The sequence below is a fragment of the Alkalihalobacillus phoenicis genome, from assembly GCF_047302405.1.
In the GTDB taxonomy this organism is placed as follows: domain Bacteria; phylum Bacillota; class Bacilli; order Bacillales; family Bacillaceae_D; genus Alkalihalobacillus.
Genome location: NZ_CP154853.1, coordinates 3,862,649 through 3,878,747, shown reverse-complemented (window position 1 = coordinate 3,878,747; position 16,099 = coordinate 3,862,649). Strand labels below are relative to the sequence as shown.

Sequence of the window (16,099 nt, the reverse complement as noted above, 5' to 3'; positions counted from 1 at the left end):
AAAAAGAGGAGGACAAAATTATGTCTAAAGAAAATAATACATCAAAAAAACAACTGGGTTCTATTCCAATCTCTATACTTGACTTGGCGACAGTCAGTGAAGGAAGCACACCAGCTGATGCTTTTCGAAACACGCTTGACTTGGCACAGCATGCGGAAAACTGGGGGTACAATCGGTACTGGGTAGCAGAACATCATAATATGAAGCCAATCGCAAGCTCAGCTACATCGGTTCTCTTGAGCTATATAGCGGCTGGAACATCAAAGATTCGACTTGGTTCTGGTGGAATTATGTTACCTAACCACTCTTCCTTAGTCATTGCAGAGCAATTTGGCACATTAGAGTCCTTATATCCTAACCGGATCGATTTAGGGTTGGGGCGTGCACCAGGTACTGATCAATTAACAGCAAGTGCTTTAAGAAGAAATAGAAATGTTGAATTTCCTGATCAAGTGAATGAATTGATGGCTTATTTTGATCCAGCTAAATTTGCTTCAAATAATCCAGTAAAAGCTATTCCAGGTGAAGGATTACAAATCCCTATATGGCTATTAGGGTCAAGTGATTTTAGTGCCCATTTGGCAGCCCATCTTGGCCTTCCATTTTCATTCGCTGGTCATTTTTCTCCATCTTATACATTTCCTGCTATTCAGGCATATAGAGAGAATTTTAGACCTTCAGAGCTATTAGAGAAACCATATGTCATGATGGGGATGAATCTTACAGCGGCAGATACCGATGAAGAAGCACAATTCTTGTTCTCTTCAACAGAACAACATTTTCTCGGACTTGTTCGCGGTAATCCGGTGGCTATCCAACCAGCAAGGGATATGAATACGGTCTGGAACGAACATGAGAAAGCGGCCGTCTATCAATCAATAAATGGAAGTATTGTAGGTAGCCCTCAAACAGTTAAAGAAAAACTCGAGAAATTTATAGATAATGCTCAAATAGATGAAATAATGCTGACATCTTATATTTATAATCATGAGGATCGTCTAAAATCATATGAAATTATCAGTGAGTTCATAAATAAAGATTGATAAATTCAAACGAACATTCAGTGGAGGTAGCTGTTAGTTAATGTGAGATAAAATTCTAGGGGGAATGAATAATGAGTACGGTTAATCAAAAAATGAAACAATCCAATCGCGATGAAATTAGTGAGGTCTTTTCTCAGTTTGCAAAAGCGTATGAAGCTGGTGACCTCTCATCCATCAAACATTTATTTTTAGAAGAGGTAAAAGCGAGTTTTAGTAATCATGGAAATTTCGAAAGTCGAGATGCAATGATAGAAGGATTATCCAATTCGTTGGTCGCTGCTGATATCGCACGACATTTTATAGGGAATGAGTATATTGCAGTTGCAGCAGGAACCGCTCAGCAAAGTGCATATCTTACGGCAATCGTTGCAGATGATCGGGGAGGGCGATTAGAGTCAAGTTGGTTTAGTGGTCATTATGCTAATACGTATCAGCACACGGATGAAGGTTGGAAAATCGCAACTATACGTTATGAATTAGACTGGAAAATAGGAAATCATCAAATGATTAGGGAATGGGAAAATCCAAGAGATTCATTAGGTTGGAATCCAAATGTAAAATTACCTTATATTATTAGTGGTATCGATGCACCATGGCATGCTATACCTCATCCTGAGGAGGCGTATTCTGATGAAGTTCGAATCTTAGACGTTTTTACTCGCTATACTTGGGCCGTTGATCAGTGGGATATTAGCTTGCTTGCCGATATTTTGACAGAGGATATCGTGACAGATGTAGTACCGTTTGGTGAAGTAATTGGACGAAGAAATTTCATGACGACCGTTCAGACGTTTCGAACTGGACGTGTCGATCTTCATCATGTGATCGGTGATTACCGAATTGAAGTAAACGGGGATAAAGCTGCCTTGCAAATATATCGTTTAGTTCCATACAATGTAACAAAAGAAACACTAGACAGAAATATTTTTGGTGCAACTTATAATTGCTCATTACGCCGCGAGGACGGTATGTGGAAACTTGAAAAATTCAGTTATACAGAGGGACAATTGTTTGAAATTCAGTAGTAGGTGACATTCTGAGTATGAAAAAAAGAGAATTTAAATTTTGGTTATGTGATATATAGCAAATCCAACTGTTCACTATAAATGAAAGAAGGAATTTATCTTGAAAAACATTTCCCTATCCGTCTTGGACCCGTCTTCGATTATAGAAGGAGAGTCTGCAAAAGAAGCTTTGGAAAACACATTAAATCTAGCAAAGAATGTTGAGGCGTTTGGTTATAAAAGGTATTGGTTAACAGAACATCACAACTGGGCAGGAATGGCTAGCTCTGCGTCATCATTAGTGATCGGGCGTGTTGCTTCTGTTACGAACTCAATCCGAGTTGGGTCAGCAGCGACTTTACTGTCTCATTACTCGGCTTTATCTGTTGCGGAACAATTTGGGGTATTAGAATCTTATTTTCCAGGTAGAATCGATTTAGGACTAGGCCGAGCACCTGGAACGGATCGTAATACAGCGTATGTATTGAATCCACAGACAGAGAACTCGCCCGAATATATAGATAAAGTTCAAGAACTGTACAGTTATTTACACGGTTCTGGAACGGTTACTTCAGATGGTCATTTTGAATTCCATGCAATACCTGGTGAGAATACAAAAGTTCCCATTTGGTTTCATGGTTCAGGTACTTATAGCGCCCAATTGGCTGGGAAATTAGGATTGCCATTCTCATTTGCGAGTCACTGGTCACCAGATAACTTGGAACTAGCCTTGAAAACATACAGAAATAGCTTTCAACCTTCCGTTCATTTAGATAAGCCTTATGTTATGGTCGCAGTAAGTGCCTTTGCAGCAGAAACGATGGAAGAAGCTTCCGAATTATCCTCTTCTTTATATCAAAAATATTTATTTGAATCGCGTGGAGCACCGAGATCTCTTCAACCTCCAATTAGTATGACTGAATTGTGGAATCAAGGGTGGAGTAAATATGAGAGGTCGGCTGTACAATCGCAACTAGCCGAAATGATTATCGGGGATAGACAAACCGTTAAAGAAAAAATAGAAGACTTGATTCGTCGTACATCTGCTGATGAAGTGCTCGTTCAATCAGAAGTATATGATCAGCAAGCACGAATCAGATCTTATGAGATTATATCTGAAATCTTTCAACTACAAAATCTGTCGTAACAGAAAATCTAAGTTACTGTGATATTGGGATAGGAAAGGAAAATTCTTTTATCGATGGAAATCGAGAACACTTTTTTCGATTGTTTGATGATCTTCTTCATTGACTGATCTTTTATTTCAGCAGATGATGTGGAGAAGATCATCTGTAAGTTCTAAAGAAAGGAGATCAATAAATGAAGGAGGGGCAACAGGGAATGATGGATGAGAAATTTGTGGATATGTTTAAAGCCTTATCCAATAACACTAGATTAATCATTTTACAAATGCTAAAAGAACCGGATAAGAATTTCCCTCCTCAAGCTCATAAGGAGAAGGAGGAATTTCTGGGAGGTGTATGTGTCAAAGATATTCGGGATAAAATTAATTTAGGACAGTCAACAACTTCGCAGTATTTGTCACTGTTACAGAAAAGTGGACTTTTGGAAATGAAACGAATTGGACAGTGGACGTATTACCGAAGGAGCGAAAAGGTAATTAGACAATTAGAAAGTTTTATTGGGGAGAGCCTGTAATGCATGAGGAGGAATTAAATTGGGCCTAGAGCAGAATGGGGCATTTAATCGAGTGTATCAAAAAGATAAAATGACCCTTGGATTTACAACACCTTTTGAACCTATGTCAACGGAGCTTCCCAAAATGGCAAATACGGTAGAACTCGCCCGTAAGATAGAGGATTATGGATTTTCAGCGATTTGGTTAAGAGATGTTACTATGCAGGACTTGAAAATCAATGATCAAGGACAAGTATATGATCTATGGATTTATTTTACTTACCTTGCTGCACGTACCGAACATATTGCCATAGGTACTTCAAGTGTTGTACTTCCGTTGCGTCATCCTGTTCGGGTGGCAAAAGAAGCAACATCTATCGACCAATTGTTCCCTGATAGAATTATTATGGGAATTGCTTCAGGGGATCGTCAAAAAGATTATACGGCTTTGGGAGTAGATCGAGAAAGTAGAGGGGAATTATTTCGGGAGAGCTTTGATTTTCTAGAGCGATTATTAAAAGAAGAAAACCCATCGATAGATTCAGAATTGGGTTCGATCGATGGAAAAAGCATGAAGCTAATGCCTAAGCCAGTTACTTCGATTCCGACGATGGTGACAGGATTTAGCCAACAATCGATCGAGTGGATCGCCGAACATGGTGATGGTTGGATTCAATACCCAAGAAGCATCGCGGAGCAAGCTTCATTAATCAATGATTACCGCACACTTTCTGAAATAAAACAACCAGGGATATTTAAACCATTTACGCAAACATTATTCATCGACTTATCGGAAAATCCCGATAAATATCCAACGCAAATACCCTTAGGTTACCAGCTAGGTCGAAACCATTTGTTAGAATTACTCTATAAATTTCAAGAAATTGGCGTAAACCATCTAGTATTCGTTCCATATTTCGCTAGACGGCCAATGGAAGAAATGGTTCAGGAAATTGGAGAAGAGGTATTACCCCATTTTCCAACCCATGAGTTTAATATATAAAAGGTTGAAAGAATGATGCTTAGGAGTATGGTTATGAAGGAATTTAGTGACAATATTATAAATAAAACAGATTTGGATTTTTTTAGGTATTGTCAAGGTCAGTATGGTATTAATCGGGGAGTCTATAACACGATTGAAAATTGGTTTTATAACAAGAAAATAGAAGAGATTACAGTTAGAAGAAAATATGTTCTCCAATTTCTTCAATTTGTCTACGGAGATCAAAAGGGTACTGGAAAATTGGGGAAGGGTAAGGTGAGTGATAACCTGCATCAGTTTTGGAGTACGATAAACAACCATGCTGAAATAATCAAATAGAGTTTTTTTAAGTTGGTTTCTTTATAAAATCAAGGAGGTATAACTATGCGGGCTTTTGCATTTGATGCATTCGGTGGTCCTGAGGTTTTGCAAGAGTATGATCTAGAAGTACCAGAAGTAGGAGAAAACGAAGTATTAATTGAGGTAGAAAATGTAGGAATCAGCCCATATGATTTTCATGTTCGTCTTGGAGAACAAGAGGGAAAACGTCAACATCCTAAGCCGTTTGTTTTGGGGTGGGACATCTCTGGAGTTGTACGTAAAGTTGGAAGAAACGTTCAATTATTTAAAACAGGCGATGCGGTTGTTGCAATACAAGATTTAGAAAAGAATGGAGGATATGCTGAATACACTGTGGTGAATGAAGAAACAGTGATTAAAATGCCAGATTCACTTTCTTTTGAAGAAGCGGCAACGATTCCTATTAATGGTTTAACGATTTATCAAGCTTTGGTTAAAAATGCAAATATTTCACAAGGTGATCGAATACTCATCCATGGTGGCGCAGGTGGTATTGGGATTTTCGCTATTCAATTGGCCAAAGCAAATAGAGCTTATGTCGCTACCACTGCGAGTGAACATAATCATGATTTTTTAAGACTGATCGGTGCAGACGAACTCATTGATTACCGCAAGGAAGATTTTACGAATGTTATTTCAGACTATGACATTGTGTTAGATACACGAGGTGGAGACACGTTAGAGCGGAGTTATGATGTGTTAAAAGCAGGAGGACATCTCGTTTCGATTCGAAGTCGAGTCGATGAAGAAAAAGCGAAGGAGAAAAATATTAAAGCTTATTTTTGGGATATGGACATGAATCGAGAGGATCTTATCGAGGTCGTGAAGTTATATGAAAATGGAAGTGTAAAAGCCTACTTTGATACGATCTTTCCATTATCGGAAGTGCGTAAGGCTCATGAGCGTAGTGAAGAAGGACATGCAAGAGGGAAGATTGTTTTGAAGATAAAAGAGTAATAATAGCGTTAAAACGAAGAGTAGATACTCACTTTCATTTATTTGTAAAGCTCTCAAGTTAATTGAGAACAGGTTCAGTTTGGGAAGAGAAAACCTAAATTCATAGGTGAAAGAGCATGATTTTCGGGAGCGATGAATAAAAAGCCATTCATCATCATCCACTTCGTTTCCAATAAATAGAACGAAAGCCGGTTACATTCATACCGGCTTTTCATATAAGAGAAGGGTTTTGTCCCAGCCTCTTTCCTACGTTTAGTCAAGGGGTTTCTGATCCATGTAGGTTAAGGTAATTAATTTCTGCAGGGCCCGGAGGGCCCTGCAGAAATTAAAAAGCACTTGCTGATCAACTGAATAAAATTAGACTTTTTGTTGGGTAATCTAACGTAGGAGGATACTACTTATTTTATTTTCTAGTACGACTACGTATGATTAGGCATAAGAAATAAACCTCAAGTCTAGTTCATTTAAAATGAGGTTCATGTGATATAATACTTTTATTGGTCCGTTGAGACCGCGTGCGAGTAATCGTACTTTGTATCATTTCTAACCATGGAATGAATACACTTTATAAGCTTGTTCATACAAGCGACAATGGCAACCTTGTCCTTCTTGGGGGTAGGTTGCTTTTTTAATTTGTAATAGTAATCGACAATGTGATTGGGAGCTGCCTTTTGTTGGCGAATCATGTTTCGGATAATTATATATAAAATCTTTCTCCCTTTGGGATTTCCGCGTTTATTGATATGGTCCTGTCCATGATATTTACCTGATTGATATCTTCGAATATCAATTCCAACAAAGGCATTCACTTGTTTATGGGTGGAGAAGCGGGATACATCACCTAGTTCCCCCATGAGCAGGGCAGCACTTATCTCACCGATACCAGGAAAGCTGATGAGCCGTTCGAATTCAGGAAGGGTTTTAGCTTCTGCAATCATCGCTCGGGACGCGTGTTCTTTTTCTTCTAATAGGTGAAGTAGCTGACGTGCATAGTACTGTACTTTTTGAGTTTGAACACTGTTGGACGGCACAGCTGGATACGATGATTGTGCGTACTCCATAATGGTTATGGCTTTTTGTTTCGCTCGTTCCTGTGATATTTTTTTCTTCGTGTGATTCACTAAAAGATCCTTAATCTTTGTAATACTGGAACCTAAAACAAGATCAGGGTGAGGGAACAGTTCAATCAGTGTTAACGCGTATGGGGTGAGTCTATTTGAGAAGAACTGTTCAAGCTCTGGAAAACTCATATGCAGGGCATTGTGTAAGTACATACGCATACGTTTAATTTGTTCCTCTATTTCTTGATAAAAGCGAGAGAAATCACGCAGATTTTGATAGACATCCGATGGATGGATCTTTTCTTCTCTTCTGTGATGGGTGTGAGATTGAGCTAACATATGTGCATCGTGCTTGTCCGTCTTCCAACTTCTGAGTGTATTTTGTTCGAGTTGCTTTTTAGCTGCCAAGGGGTTTAAGAGACAATAAGGCAGTGCATTCTTTTGGCAAAATGTTTCAACCGGCTTTGAGTAAATACCTGTGGATTCGAAAACCACTGTCACCTTCCCAGGGAGGCTTTGAATTTGATGGAGCAGCTGTTGAAACCCTTTAAGATTATGGGCAATCTCTTGTTCATAAATGCATGTTTGATTTTGATAGATGACGACATAACTTCTCCCCATTGAAACATCTAAAGCAGTTACAAATTCCATGTTTTCTCCTCTTTTCATACGAAAGTTGAAAGTTCTTCACTTATTCATTCCGATTCCCATTTCCTATACACGAGCTCAATGGCCCCAACATACTTAAAACTGATTCAGTAATGAAAGTGAAGAAGCTCGGTTTGATTTCCGGATTCTGAATCCCTGAGGCTTTGGTCGAGCTTTCTTTCACCTCTCACTATACTCCTAAAAGAAAAATAGTGGGTAAAATCATCCGTCGATGATCTTACCCACTAATCTTAGTATGTTTACTCATATTTTATCCCTTTTTGAAATTATGTATCTGTTAGCATAATAAAAGTTTTCAACCAATGTTAAAGCAAAGTTAATAATTGTTCTGGAACTAACACTATCTTTTTATTTTTAAATTCGCTAATAGGCTTCCAATATAATTTAAACGGCACTCCATTATCCTCCACCCCCATAAAAGAAGGTTTCTCATAAAAGGACTTGTCAACAAATTCTGCGTCATATACAAAGGCTATTTCATGCCCAAGGTCTCCGTTATATGTAAAGATATTTTCAATGGCTCCTAAAAACTTTTCATTTGTTATGCTTGCTCCAATTTCTTCAAGAACTTCTCTCTTTAATGCATGAGAACTGGTTTCTCCGTACTCTAGCCCTCCACCAATTGGACGATAATAATATTCTTGCTTTAACTCGTCAAACCCTTCGCAAACAAGTATTAAATCGTTTTTCCTGAATAGACAAATAGCAATGGCTCGAATTTGCCCTTTTTTCATCTGATTTTCAACCCCCTTCTTCCGGTAACTGCATCGATAAATAAAGAATTACCATCATTTATTTTAACATTAAATCCCAAATTACTTATCATGATTTTGAAAATGGTAAACCAAGACTACTTCATTTGGTCAGCTTTTCTATTAATCTTAGAAAATTAGCTCTATATTGATAGGTGAAATTTGGTATTATTGTATTGAAGAGGATTTTTTTGGAGGGTGAATTTTTTTAATAGATGAAGCTATGGTTATTAATGCTTTTCACCATAAAAAGTATGTTAAGAATATGAAAATAGAAAGTAGAACTATAAAAGGAGTCGTTTTCGTGAAAAGATGGATTCTTAGTGTTTCTCTATTGATGGTCGTTTCTTTAATGATTGCGACTGTGTTTTTTCAAAGGTTAGAGCCGGTGATTCCGAGACAGCAAGCCTTACTAAATCAGGTTGAAAATCAAGATGATGCCGAAGAACAAGAAGATTCGGAGTTAATCTTATATCCCGTTACCAATGATCCGATCAGTTACTCTTTACAATATGATGCACTCCATGTGACGTTTAATAGCGGAAATGATTGGGTAGAAGTTCCCATTGAAAAGGACATGCTATTTCAAGGGGAGTATACTGGAGACAAACAAAGGTTAATCGAAAATAGTTTTTTACTGACGGAAGCACAAACAGCTTTTATTTTTTCCGAGGGGGAGGCTGGTTCGAAAGACGTATTTATCATGCGAACGTTAGATCAAGGGGATACGTGGGAAGAGATAGGTGTTGGAGGACCTTATCCTTCTTTACGTTTTAGAAAAATCGATTTTATAGATGAGCATTTTGGATATGTAATCGTTACAGGTGAAAGGACCATGTCCTTTGAGGCGACCTTTGTTTTTATTACGAAGGATGGAGGTGACCATTGGGAAGGAACAAATCTCCCAGATACTGCGAGGTTAATCGTGGATGGTGGTTTTGTAGATGAATCGACTGGTTTTCTTTCCTTCGGTGGCTTTAATCCAGAAGAACCAGCTCTCTACGTTACCCAGGATGGTGGAGAAACGTGGATGGAAGCGATGATTGCTGTCCCAGAGGAGTTCAAAGAAATATTTATAGTGGCAGAAACACCAAAAAAAGAAGATGATCATCTCGTTATTTTGCTTAACCAAGGACCAAATGGTGACTATATAGGTGGTAAGGTGAAAGGGAAATTTATTTCGCTGGATGATGGACTAACGTGGGAGTTTGCTCAGGAGGTAGAGCTAAATGAAACCAACTAAAGGAAAAATTATTGGAGCAATCTTGTTTCTTATAAGCATTGGCTTTTTTACCGTACAAATAGCATATTTCTACGCTCATCATAGATTTCAAGTGGAATATATCGATAACCGGCTCTTTTATGTGATTACCATTTTGTGTGTGATTTGTTTAGCGCTAGCTCTTTTTCTATTACTCTCTTTTTCAAAAAAACAATTGGTCATAGGGGCAAGTATTGTTTCGAGCCTTCTTCTTATTCAAATTGTTCTCTTATTTATGAGTAATCAAGATATAAAGAATATAACGAGCATTTCTCCTAATTTTAAACAAGTTCTTTCCTTGAAAGAAGATCCAAAAACAGGAGAAACGGTTTATTATCGCTCCTACTTCGGTATTTTAGGGAGACCAATCGAAGTCTTGCCTTATGAGACAAATGGAGAGTTTAAGGTGGATTGGTTAGCAAAGGACGTTGCAGCCGTAACATATACGGCTGCAGATGGGATGTTACAACAATTTATTGGAACTTATGGTGAGCGTGGAAGAGGAGGCTCCTATTATTATGTGGGTCCAGAGATACATGGTGTTTGGCAAGGGACGGGAGTGGAGGTCATGAGCACCTCGGAAGGAATCTCGGTGATCATGGATGGAGATAGGGAACTATTTACCTGGGAAAACGTCTTTCAATTTGGTACGTTGGCGATTGTTTTAAAAAAAGATGATGAAGCAGCTTGGACACTATCTTTAAATGAAAACTTTAATTTCCATACAGAGGCCTCCATACCTGCTTCTGGAAATATAACGTTGTATGAAGCAACAATGGATAAAACGGTACCATTTGTTTTAGAGAGGATAGGAGACTATGAGGAAAACTAAACCGTTAGGCATAAGGGAATAAAAAGGATAACTGGCCCCCAGTACAGCAAAGCTCTAACTCACTGGAGGTCAGCGTATTATTAAAAAAGAGGGGAAACATTGAGGAATTTAGCCATTTGATATCATTTGTTAAATGAACTTCATTAGATAGGTTTTATAATTGTTACTTAAAACCTTCTTGGAAAATATACATTCTGAACGCATCACGGTATTGACCTTCTACAAAAAACTCATCTTTTAATTCTCCCTCAATTTGAAAGCCGGCTTTCTTATAAATGTGAATGGCTTTATGGTTTTCTGTATCGACGAGTAAATAGAGCTTGTGCAAATTTAAAATATGGAACGCGTATTTCATTGCTAAATGTGTGGTTGTTAAGGCATATCCTTTTCCTTGTGCATGAGGATCGATAATAATTTGGAATTCTGCTCTACGATGAATATAATCAATTTCAACTAATTCGACTAACCCAATTATTTCAGCATGATCTTCTATAATGAAGCGTCGTTCATTTTGTTTGTGAATATGTTTGTCAAATAAATCTTGTAGCTCAACAAAGGCTTCGTACGGCTCTTCAAACCAATAGGACATGATTCTCGCATCGTTGCTTAACTTATGAACATATTTTAAATCTTCTCGTTCTAGCGGTCTTAATTTAACCGTATTTGTTTGTTTCAACGTCATTTGCTTTCACCTCTAATCATTTGAGCTTAAGAATTTTTCATAATATATATAAGTAGGTACCGTTAATGAGCAATCTTTCAGTAGTAAATGAATGATATTCATTCATTTTCCTATTGTATAAAGGAAAATGTTAAGCGTCAAGTAAAAGGGTTGGTTGGAGGATTTTTAAAAGTTATCTGAATGATACGTTTAATCAACGGTGGAAAAATAAAGTTTAAATGGATTTTTTATGTAATTGTTCCTTGCGAAGGTATATAATAGCCTTATACTAAATTAAGGGGTGTTGCTTTATGAGTCAAAGAGTTTCTTACTATGAGATTGCACCTGATGGTATAAACATTATGATGGATATGGAAAAATACACGAAAAAGACAGGAATCGAACGAAAACTTCGTGAGCTTATTAAAATTCGTGTTTCTCAAATGAATGGCTGTGCCTATTGTTTGAATATGCATACAGTAGACTCTCGAAAAATGGGTGAAACAGAACAAAGAATATACTGCGTTAGTGCTTGGCAAGAGTGTGATTTTTATACAGAGGCAGAAAAAGTAGCTTTAGAACTGGCAGAGCATGTGACATTAATTCCAACCAAACGTGTTCCAGATGAGCTTTATCAACGAGTATGTGAACACTATGATGAGAAACAGTTTGTTGATCTTGTACTGATCATTAATCAAATCAACAGTTGGAATAGAATTTCTATTGCTATGGGTAACAGAGCCACTTAAAAGTAATTACTGTGAATGTTTTTTAATAAGCGATTGTAGGCGAAAACAGTTAGAAGATGATTAAATTCCCCCCTAGTACATCCATTCTCTCTCAAATCCATTTTAACGTAAAATTTCCATTTCCCTTGGTTCAAGAGAAGATAAAACAGTTGTACCATTGGCATTGTGAAATCGTTTATCATCGAATGGATTCGGTGGACACTCGAGTGATTGTAGTTGCTGGGGACGGTGGTTGGTCAGAAGGTTTTGATGAAGTTAATGATCTATCAAGACTTCCAGACAATTTTAGCGGAGGAATTTGGACAAATCGTATTGAGCGAATAGGCCCATGGTTAAAAGGAAAAGAGATAGGGGCAGATTAGCATAAACAAATATATTTACCGTACTATTAATATTGAATTTGGTATACTTTAATTGATAAGCTGGAGAAGATAGTGAGGTAAATATAATTTATTAACTTGTAAAGGGAGTGTGTTCATTATGGTTGGTGTAGAACTTGATATGGTTGTGAAAGATAGCTTAAAAGCATTGGAATTATACGAAAATATATTTGATATCGAGCGTATTGAGGTTTCAGATTTTCCGCGTGGTGAAAATGAGGTTGTTTTTAGCCTTTATAACGTTCACTTTCATATGTTAGATGAAAACCCAGACTTCCATTTAATCGCACCAAGTCCTGATGACCCTAAAACTAGTTGGGTTAATGTGACGGTTCCAAACATTAAGGAAACCTATACAAAGGCGATGGATTTAGGTTGTACAGAGATTCAACCAGTGACTGAGATTCATGATTACGGAGTATCGAATGCGATATTTACGGATCCATTTGGTTATGTATGGATGCTACATCAAGTCCATAAAGAAGTTAGTCATGAAGAACGTATAAAGCTCTGGGAGGAAAAAAAGAAGAGTTAAACATGGGTTTATTAATATAACCCTAAAAAATAGTATCCAAAAATGGATTCCTTAACTTTAACGGATAACCTCATTGCATTTTTAAAATAACTTTAGTAACCACCTATCTGTTTATTGATAGGTGGTGATTGGGTTTGTGTTAAAAATGAAATGATTTTATTTTTCAACACTATGTAGATTAATGAACGATTGAGTGACACATGGTTATTTCGTTAGAGGGTAAGTTTGTTGTTGAAGAGAGAGGAAAACTGAGGATATATTGATGAATTTAAGGACATAGGAGGTAGGTATACAGGTGGATAAATATTAAAGGGAGAGGCTTCCGCTGTCGCTGCAGAAATAACGCTCCGCGTCCTGCGGGGAGCGCTGAGCCTCCTCGGCCTGGCCTGTGGGGTCTCAGCCCTGCTCCTAAACCCCGCGGGAGTCTCCGCGTTATTTCTTCCGCTGGGAAATAGCAGTGCCAACTTAAGTTTTCATTCTAGCTGGTGTCGGGGCGTCTTTTGTATCGCTATGTTGGTTTATATAAACAACTCAAATTTCGCATCGAGAAAATCCGTTCAACTAGTTGACCGAGCGAAAGGGAAGCTCTTAAACAAATGCCCTTGACACGTTTGAAAAGCGAGAACGTACTATTACACAAAACGGATAAATTGTGCATCAAGAAAAAGATAATATGCTGCCCTCCGGCTGTCGCTCCCAAACAGACACTCCGCGTCCTGCCGGAACCTCATGAGCCTCCTCAGCGTTTCACGCTTGCGGGGTCTCATTGGACGGTTTATTCCGGCGGGAGTCTCCGTGTCTGTTTGTCCGCTAGATCATGGAATCGAATCTAGGTTCAGTTTTCTCAATGAATAAAAAAAGAGTCATTCCTTCAACGCACATTAGCTTGAGAATGATTTTTCTCCTTCCATAACCAACAAAGTGAAGAAGAAGGTTCTTCTGCGTTAGAAATAGCTGATTGAGAATGGCCCTATCATCAAGCATCTCCACTACACTTAGCGGACAAAACCATACAGAGACTCCCGCGGGAGTAAACCGCGGAGCGAGACCCCGCAAGGCTTGCCGAGGAGGCTCGCCAGGTTCCCGCAGGACGCGGAGTATGGTTTTGGTAGCGACAGCCGCAGCTCTTAATTTTACTGAACAGTTTCCTTCAACAGCCTACGAAGAGATGTGTTCAGACTGTCAACGATTGAACCGTTCATATAAAGTCAATTTGAGTCTTGTATCGCCTAAAGTCAAACTCTATCAACGATTAAGGATCAATCATACGCTGCGAAAGTTGAGTAAATAAGTTAAATCAAGCAGAAGCTCGAATAGGTATGCTTCAGCTGTGCTCCAGAAATCGCTTTTCGTACTTCGGCAGCTCGGCCCTGCTCCAAAAAAATAGGTTAGTAAAACAGACAGGGGCAGTTTAGCTTGATAAGTGAGTGTTTCTATATTTTTAATAAAATATACAGATGGGAGGTATTCATTTTGAGAATGGAATTAAAAGAAACGTATGCCAAGAAGATTCTGACTGAAGCTAAGGGTTATTTGGATGTTGGTTTTACTCATTCTTTGAATCCATATAGTGGATGTGCGTTTTCTTGTAGGTATTGTTATGTAAGAGAAATGCCGATCCAAAGATTTAAAGAAATTCCTTGGGGGGAATGGGTCGACATAAAAATTAATGCTGCGGATAATTACCGAAATGAGATCATAAAGCTTCGCAAAAAAAACAAGCCTATAAATATATTTATGTCTTCTGTGACAGATCCTTATCAACCAATCGAACGTAGGGTGATGGTTACTCGAAGATTATTAGAAGAAATGATTGAAAACCCTCCTGATTTTATTCAAATTCAAACGAGGAGCCCGCTCATTACTAGAGACATTGATCTGTTAAAGAAGCTAAAAGAAAAGTGTGATCTCCTTGTATCCATGACGGTTGAAACGGATAGAGAAGATATCAAGCAATTATTTTCTCCTTATGCTCCTGGAATCAAATTACGTATTAAAGCGTTAAAAGAAATTTATGAGGCGGGAATATCTACCCAAGCCTCGATATCGCCAGTATTACCATTTACTCCTGACTTTCCAAGCGTTTTGGATGGGAGCGTAAAACATATTTGGATTGATACTTTGAGTATTGGGGATGGTTCCATGGGGAGACGTTCTGAGAGGTTAGGAATGCCAAAGTTATTTGAGGAGGAAGGGTTATTGAAGTGGTATCGAAAAGATTTACATGTAATGGTAGAAAAATATTTCAACAAATTTTACCCTAGTGACATGGTCCGCATTTCTAAACAAGAAGCCTTTCCAAAATTAAAATCATAAAAAGTTAATACGAGTCCTGCAACTTTTATATTTTTAACGTTTCTTATACAGAATATGAGGACAGTTACATTCAGCTGAAGGGTTTTGTTACTTAATCAATAGCGGAGTACTCATCCTAGAACCTAGTAACGAAACAGCTTTATTTGATAAAGGTAAAACATTGACAATTTATATGTATTGTTGTTATCTTATAAGCAACAAAGATTCGTATTTGAATCCAAGGAGGGTGGATGCTTTTTTTGGGATATTTGTTTTTTAATAAGAACAATTTATTTCTATTCGGAATAAATTTAAATAAAGACACTTCGGTTATCGATTGGGAATTTGTATAATTTATCTTCGGAAAAAAATATCATATAAAAAAATTTTGGAGGAAAAATAAAATGAAAAATAAATATGAAATGGGTACATTATTTTTAAGATTGGTATTAGGTTTGATATTCTTTGTACATGGATTTGTGAAATTTCAAGATGGAATTGAAAATACAGCAGGCTGGTTTGACAGTATTGGATTACCGGGGTTTTTAGCTTTAGTTGTAGCATTGGTAGAACTCATTGGGGGACTTGCGTTAATTCTTGGTTTATTTAGCAGAGTTGTATCTGGTCTATTAGCTTTAATAATGGTTGGAGCCATTGTAAAAGTAAAACTAGCGGCTGGCTTTTTAGGGAATGGTGAAATGACTGGATACGAATTTGATTTAGCCTTATTAGCGATGGCTGTATTTATTGCCATGAATGGCTCCAAGGCACTTGCTTTAGATCAACTTATATTCAAGGGAAAAGAATCCGAAAATAGAGCCAGTATGTAGGCAAAATAAAAAGTAGATAAGAAATATTGGAGTTATGATATTTCTGTTTCACCAGAAGTACCACCAATAAAATCAAGTGTTTAAAAACTT

At 37.7% G+C, this 16,099-nt stretch carries 17 protein-coding genes; 14 read left to right on the top strand and 3 right to left on the bottom strand.

Features of this window, described 5'->3' with window-relative positions:
* Window positions 1-20 precede the first annotated feature (20 nt).
* The 7 genes from AA0017_RS18165 (at window position 21) to AA0017_RS18135 (ending at window position 5,984) form a co-directional block, all read left to right on the top strand.
* Window positions 21-1,043 carry an LLM class flavin-dependent oxidoreductase gene (locus tag AA0017_RS18165; protein WP_413376783.1) on the top strand — a complete coding sequence of 341 codons (1,023 nt, stop codon included), beginning with the start codon at window positions 21-23 and terminating at the stop codon, window positions 1,041-1,043.
* A 71-nt stretch (window positions 1,044-1,114) separates the two neighbouring features.
* Window positions 1,115-2,068 (top strand): nuclear transport factor 2 family protein, encoded by a 954-nt coding sequence (locus AA0017_RS18160; protein WP_413376781.1) that lies wholly within the window; start codon window positions 1,115-1,117, stop codon window positions 2,066-2,068.
* 100 nt (window positions 2,069-2,168) lie between these two features.
* A complete protein-coding gene (locus tag AA0017_RS18155; protein WP_413376779.1) occupies window positions 2,169-3,194 on the top strand; it encodes an LLM class flavin-dependent oxidoreductase in 1,026 nt (341 codons plus the stop codon).
* Window positions 3,195-3,367: 173 nt separating this feature from the next.
* Window positions 3,368-3,706 carry an ArsR/SmtB family transcription factor gene (locus AA0017_RS18150; protein ID WP_413376777.1) on the top strand — a complete coding sequence of 113 codons (339 nt, stop codon included), beginning with the start codon at window positions 3,368-3,370 and terminating at the stop codon, window positions 3,704-3,706.
* 19 nt (window positions 3,707-3,725) lie between these two features.
* Complete coding sequence (locus AA0017_RS18145; RefSeq protein ID WP_413376775.1) at window positions 3,726-4,688, top strand: TIGR03571 family LLM class oxidoreductase; 963 nt, start codon at window positions 3,726-3,728, stop codon at window positions 4,686-4,688.
* Window positions 4,689-4,721: 33 nt separating this feature from the next.
* Window positions 4,722-5,006, top strand: a complete 285-nt coding sequence (locus AA0017_RS18140) for a hypothetical protein (protein ID WP_413376773.1) — start codon at window positions 4,722-4,724, stop codon at window positions 5,004-5,006.
* A 45-nt stretch (window positions 5,007-5,051) separates the two neighbouring features.
* Window positions 5,052-5,984 carry an NADP-dependent oxidoreductase gene (locus AA0017_RS18135; protein WP_413376772.1) on the top strand — a complete coding sequence of 311 codons (933 nt, stop codon included), beginning with the start codon at window positions 5,052-5,054 and terminating at the stop codon, window positions 5,982-5,984.
* Window positions 5,985-6,478: 494 nt separating this feature from the next.
* On the opposite strand, the gene AA0017_RS18130 is transcribed toward AA0017_RS18135, so the two are convergent.
* Together AA0017_RS18130 and AA0017_RS18125 are read right to left on the bottom strand one after the other, a co-directional pair.
* Window positions 6,479-7,696, bottom strand: coding sequence for an IS110 family transposase (locus tag AA0017_RS18130; protein WP_413376770.1), 1,218 nt, complete (start codon window positions 7,694-7,696; stop codon window positions 6,479-6,481).
* Window positions 7,697-8,019: 323 nt separating this feature from the next.
* Window positions 8,020-8,448: an NUDIX hydrolase gene (locus AA0017_RS18125; RefSeq protein WP_413376768.1), complete on the bottom strand. Its 429-nt coding sequence runs from the start codon at window positions 8,446-8,448 to the stop codon at window positions 8,020-8,022.
* 322 nt (window positions 8,449-8,770) lie between these two features.
* Between AA0017_RS18125 and AA0017_RS18120 the strand changes: the two genes are divergently transcribed.
* Both AA0017_RS18120 and AA0017_RS18115 read left to right on the top strand, forming a co-directional pair.
* The gene (locus AA0017_RS18120) at window positions 8,771-9,709 is read left to right on the top strand and encodes a WD40/YVTN/BNR-like repeat-containing protein (protein WP_413376766.1); all 939 of its coding nucleotides are present in this window, start codon (window positions 8,771-8,773) and stop codon (window positions 9,707-9,709) included.
* The gene (locus AA0017_RS18115; protein WP_413376764.1) at window positions 9,696-10,559 is read left to right on the top strand and encodes a hypothetical protein; all 864 of its coding nucleotides are present in this window, start codon (window positions 9,696-9,698) and stop codon (window positions 10,557-10,559) included. Before AA0017_RS18120 ends, AA0017_RS18115 begins: the two co-directional genes overlap by 14 nt.
* 163 nt (window positions 10,560-10,722) lie before the next feature.
* Here AA0017_RS18115 and speG read toward each other — a convergent pair whose 3' ends face one another.
* Window positions 10,723-11,241, bottom strand: a complete 519-nt coding sequence (gene speG, locus AA0017_RS18110; RefSeq protein ID WP_413376763.1) for a spermidine N1-acetyltransferase — start codon at window positions 11,239-11,241, stop codon at window positions 10,723-10,725.
* 290 nt (window positions 11,242-11,531) lie between these two features.
* Here speG and AA0017_RS18105 point away from each other — a divergent pair, with 290 nt between their 5' ends.
* The 5 genes from AA0017_RS18105 (at window position 11,532) to AA0017_RS18085 (ending at window position 16,009) form a co-directional block, all read left to right on the top strand.
* Window positions 11,532-11,969, top strand: a complete 438-nt coding sequence (locus AA0017_RS18105) for a carboxymuconolactone decarboxylase family protein (protein WP_413376761.1) — start codon at window positions 11,532-11,534, stop codon at window positions 11,967-11,969.
* A 149-nt stretch (window positions 11,970-12,118) separates the two neighbouring features.
* The gene (locus AA0017_RS18100) at window positions 12,119-12,331 is read left to right on the top strand and encodes a hypothetical protein (protein WP_413376759.1); all 213 of its coding nucleotides are present in this window, start codon (window positions 12,119-12,121) and stop codon (window positions 12,329-12,331) included.
* Window positions 12,332-12,449: 118 nt separating this feature from the next.
* Complete coding sequence (locus tag AA0017_RS18095; protein WP_413376757.1) at window positions 12,450-12,884, top strand: VOC family protein; 435 nt, start codon at window positions 12,450-12,452, stop codon at window positions 12,882-12,884.
* Window positions 12,885-14,363: 1,479 nt separating this feature from the next.
* Window positions 14,364-15,200: a radical SAM protein gene (locus tag AA0017_RS18090; RefSeq protein WP_413382701.1), complete on the top strand. Its 837-nt coding sequence runs from the start codon at window positions 14,364-14,366 to the stop codon at window positions 15,198-15,200.
* A gap of 383 nt (window positions 15,201-15,583) precedes the next feature.
* Window positions 15,584-16,009 carry a DoxX family protein gene (locus AA0017_RS18085; protein WP_413376755.1) on the top strand — a complete coding sequence of 142 codons (426 nt, stop codon included), beginning with the start codon at window positions 15,584-15,586 and terminating at the stop codon, window positions 16,007-16,009.
* Window positions 16,010-16,099 lie beyond the last annotated feature (90 nt).

Excerpts from the sequence above, each read along its gene's own strand:
- AA0017_RS18165 (WP_413376783.1), top strand. The coding sequence starts at position 21 with ATGTCTAAAGAAAATAATACATCAAAAAAACAACTGGGTTCTATTCCA.
- AA0017_RS18160 (WP_413376781.1), top strand. The coding sequence starts at position 1,115 with ATGAGTACGGTTAATCAAAAAATGAAACAATCCAATCGCGATGAAATT.
- AA0017_RS18150 (WP_413376777.1), top strand. The coding sequence starts at position 3,368 with ATGAAGGAGGGGCAACAGGGAATGATGGATGAGAAATTTGTGGATATG.
- AA0017_RS18140 (WP_413376773.1), top strand. The coding sequence starts at position 4,722 with ATGAAGGAATTTAGTGACAATATTATAAATAAAACAGATTTGGATTTT.
- AA0017_RS18135 (WP_413376772.1), top strand. The coding sequence starts at position 5,052 with ATGCGGGCTTTTGCATTTGATGCATTCGGTGGTCCTGAGGTTTTGCAA.
- AA0017_RS18130 (WP_413376770.1), bottom strand. The coding sequence starts at position 7,696 with ATGGAATTTGTAACTGCTTTAGATGTTTCAATGGGGAGAAGTTATGTC.
- AA0017_RS18125 (WP_413376768.1), bottom strand. The coding sequence starts at position 8,448 with ATGAAAAAAGGGCAAATTCGAGCCATTGCTATTTGTCTATTCAGGAAA.
- AA0017_RS18115 (WP_413376764.1), top strand. The coding sequence starts at position 9,696 with ATGAAACCAACTAAAGGAAAAATTATTGGAGCAATCTTGTTTCTTATA.
- speG (WP_413376763.1), bottom strand. The coding sequence starts at position 11,241 with ATGACGTTGAAACAAACAAATACGGTTAAATTAAGACCGCTAGAACGA.
- AA0017_RS18105 (WP_413376761.1), top strand. The coding sequence starts at position 11,532 with ATGAGTCAAAGAGTTTCTTACTATGAGATTGCACCTGATGGTATAAAC.
- AA0017_RS18095 (WP_413376757.1), top strand. The coding sequence starts at position 12,450 with ATGGTTGGTGTAGAACTTGATATGGTTGTGAAAGATAGCTTAAAAGCA.
- AA0017_RS18090 (WP_413382701.1), top strand. The coding sequence starts at position 14,364 with ATGGAATTAAAAGAAACGTATGCCAAGAAGATTCTGACTGAAGCTAAG.
- AA0017_RS18085 (WP_413376755.1), top strand. The coding sequence starts at position 15,584 with ATGAAAAATAAATATGAAATGGGTACATTATTTTTAAGATTGGTATTA.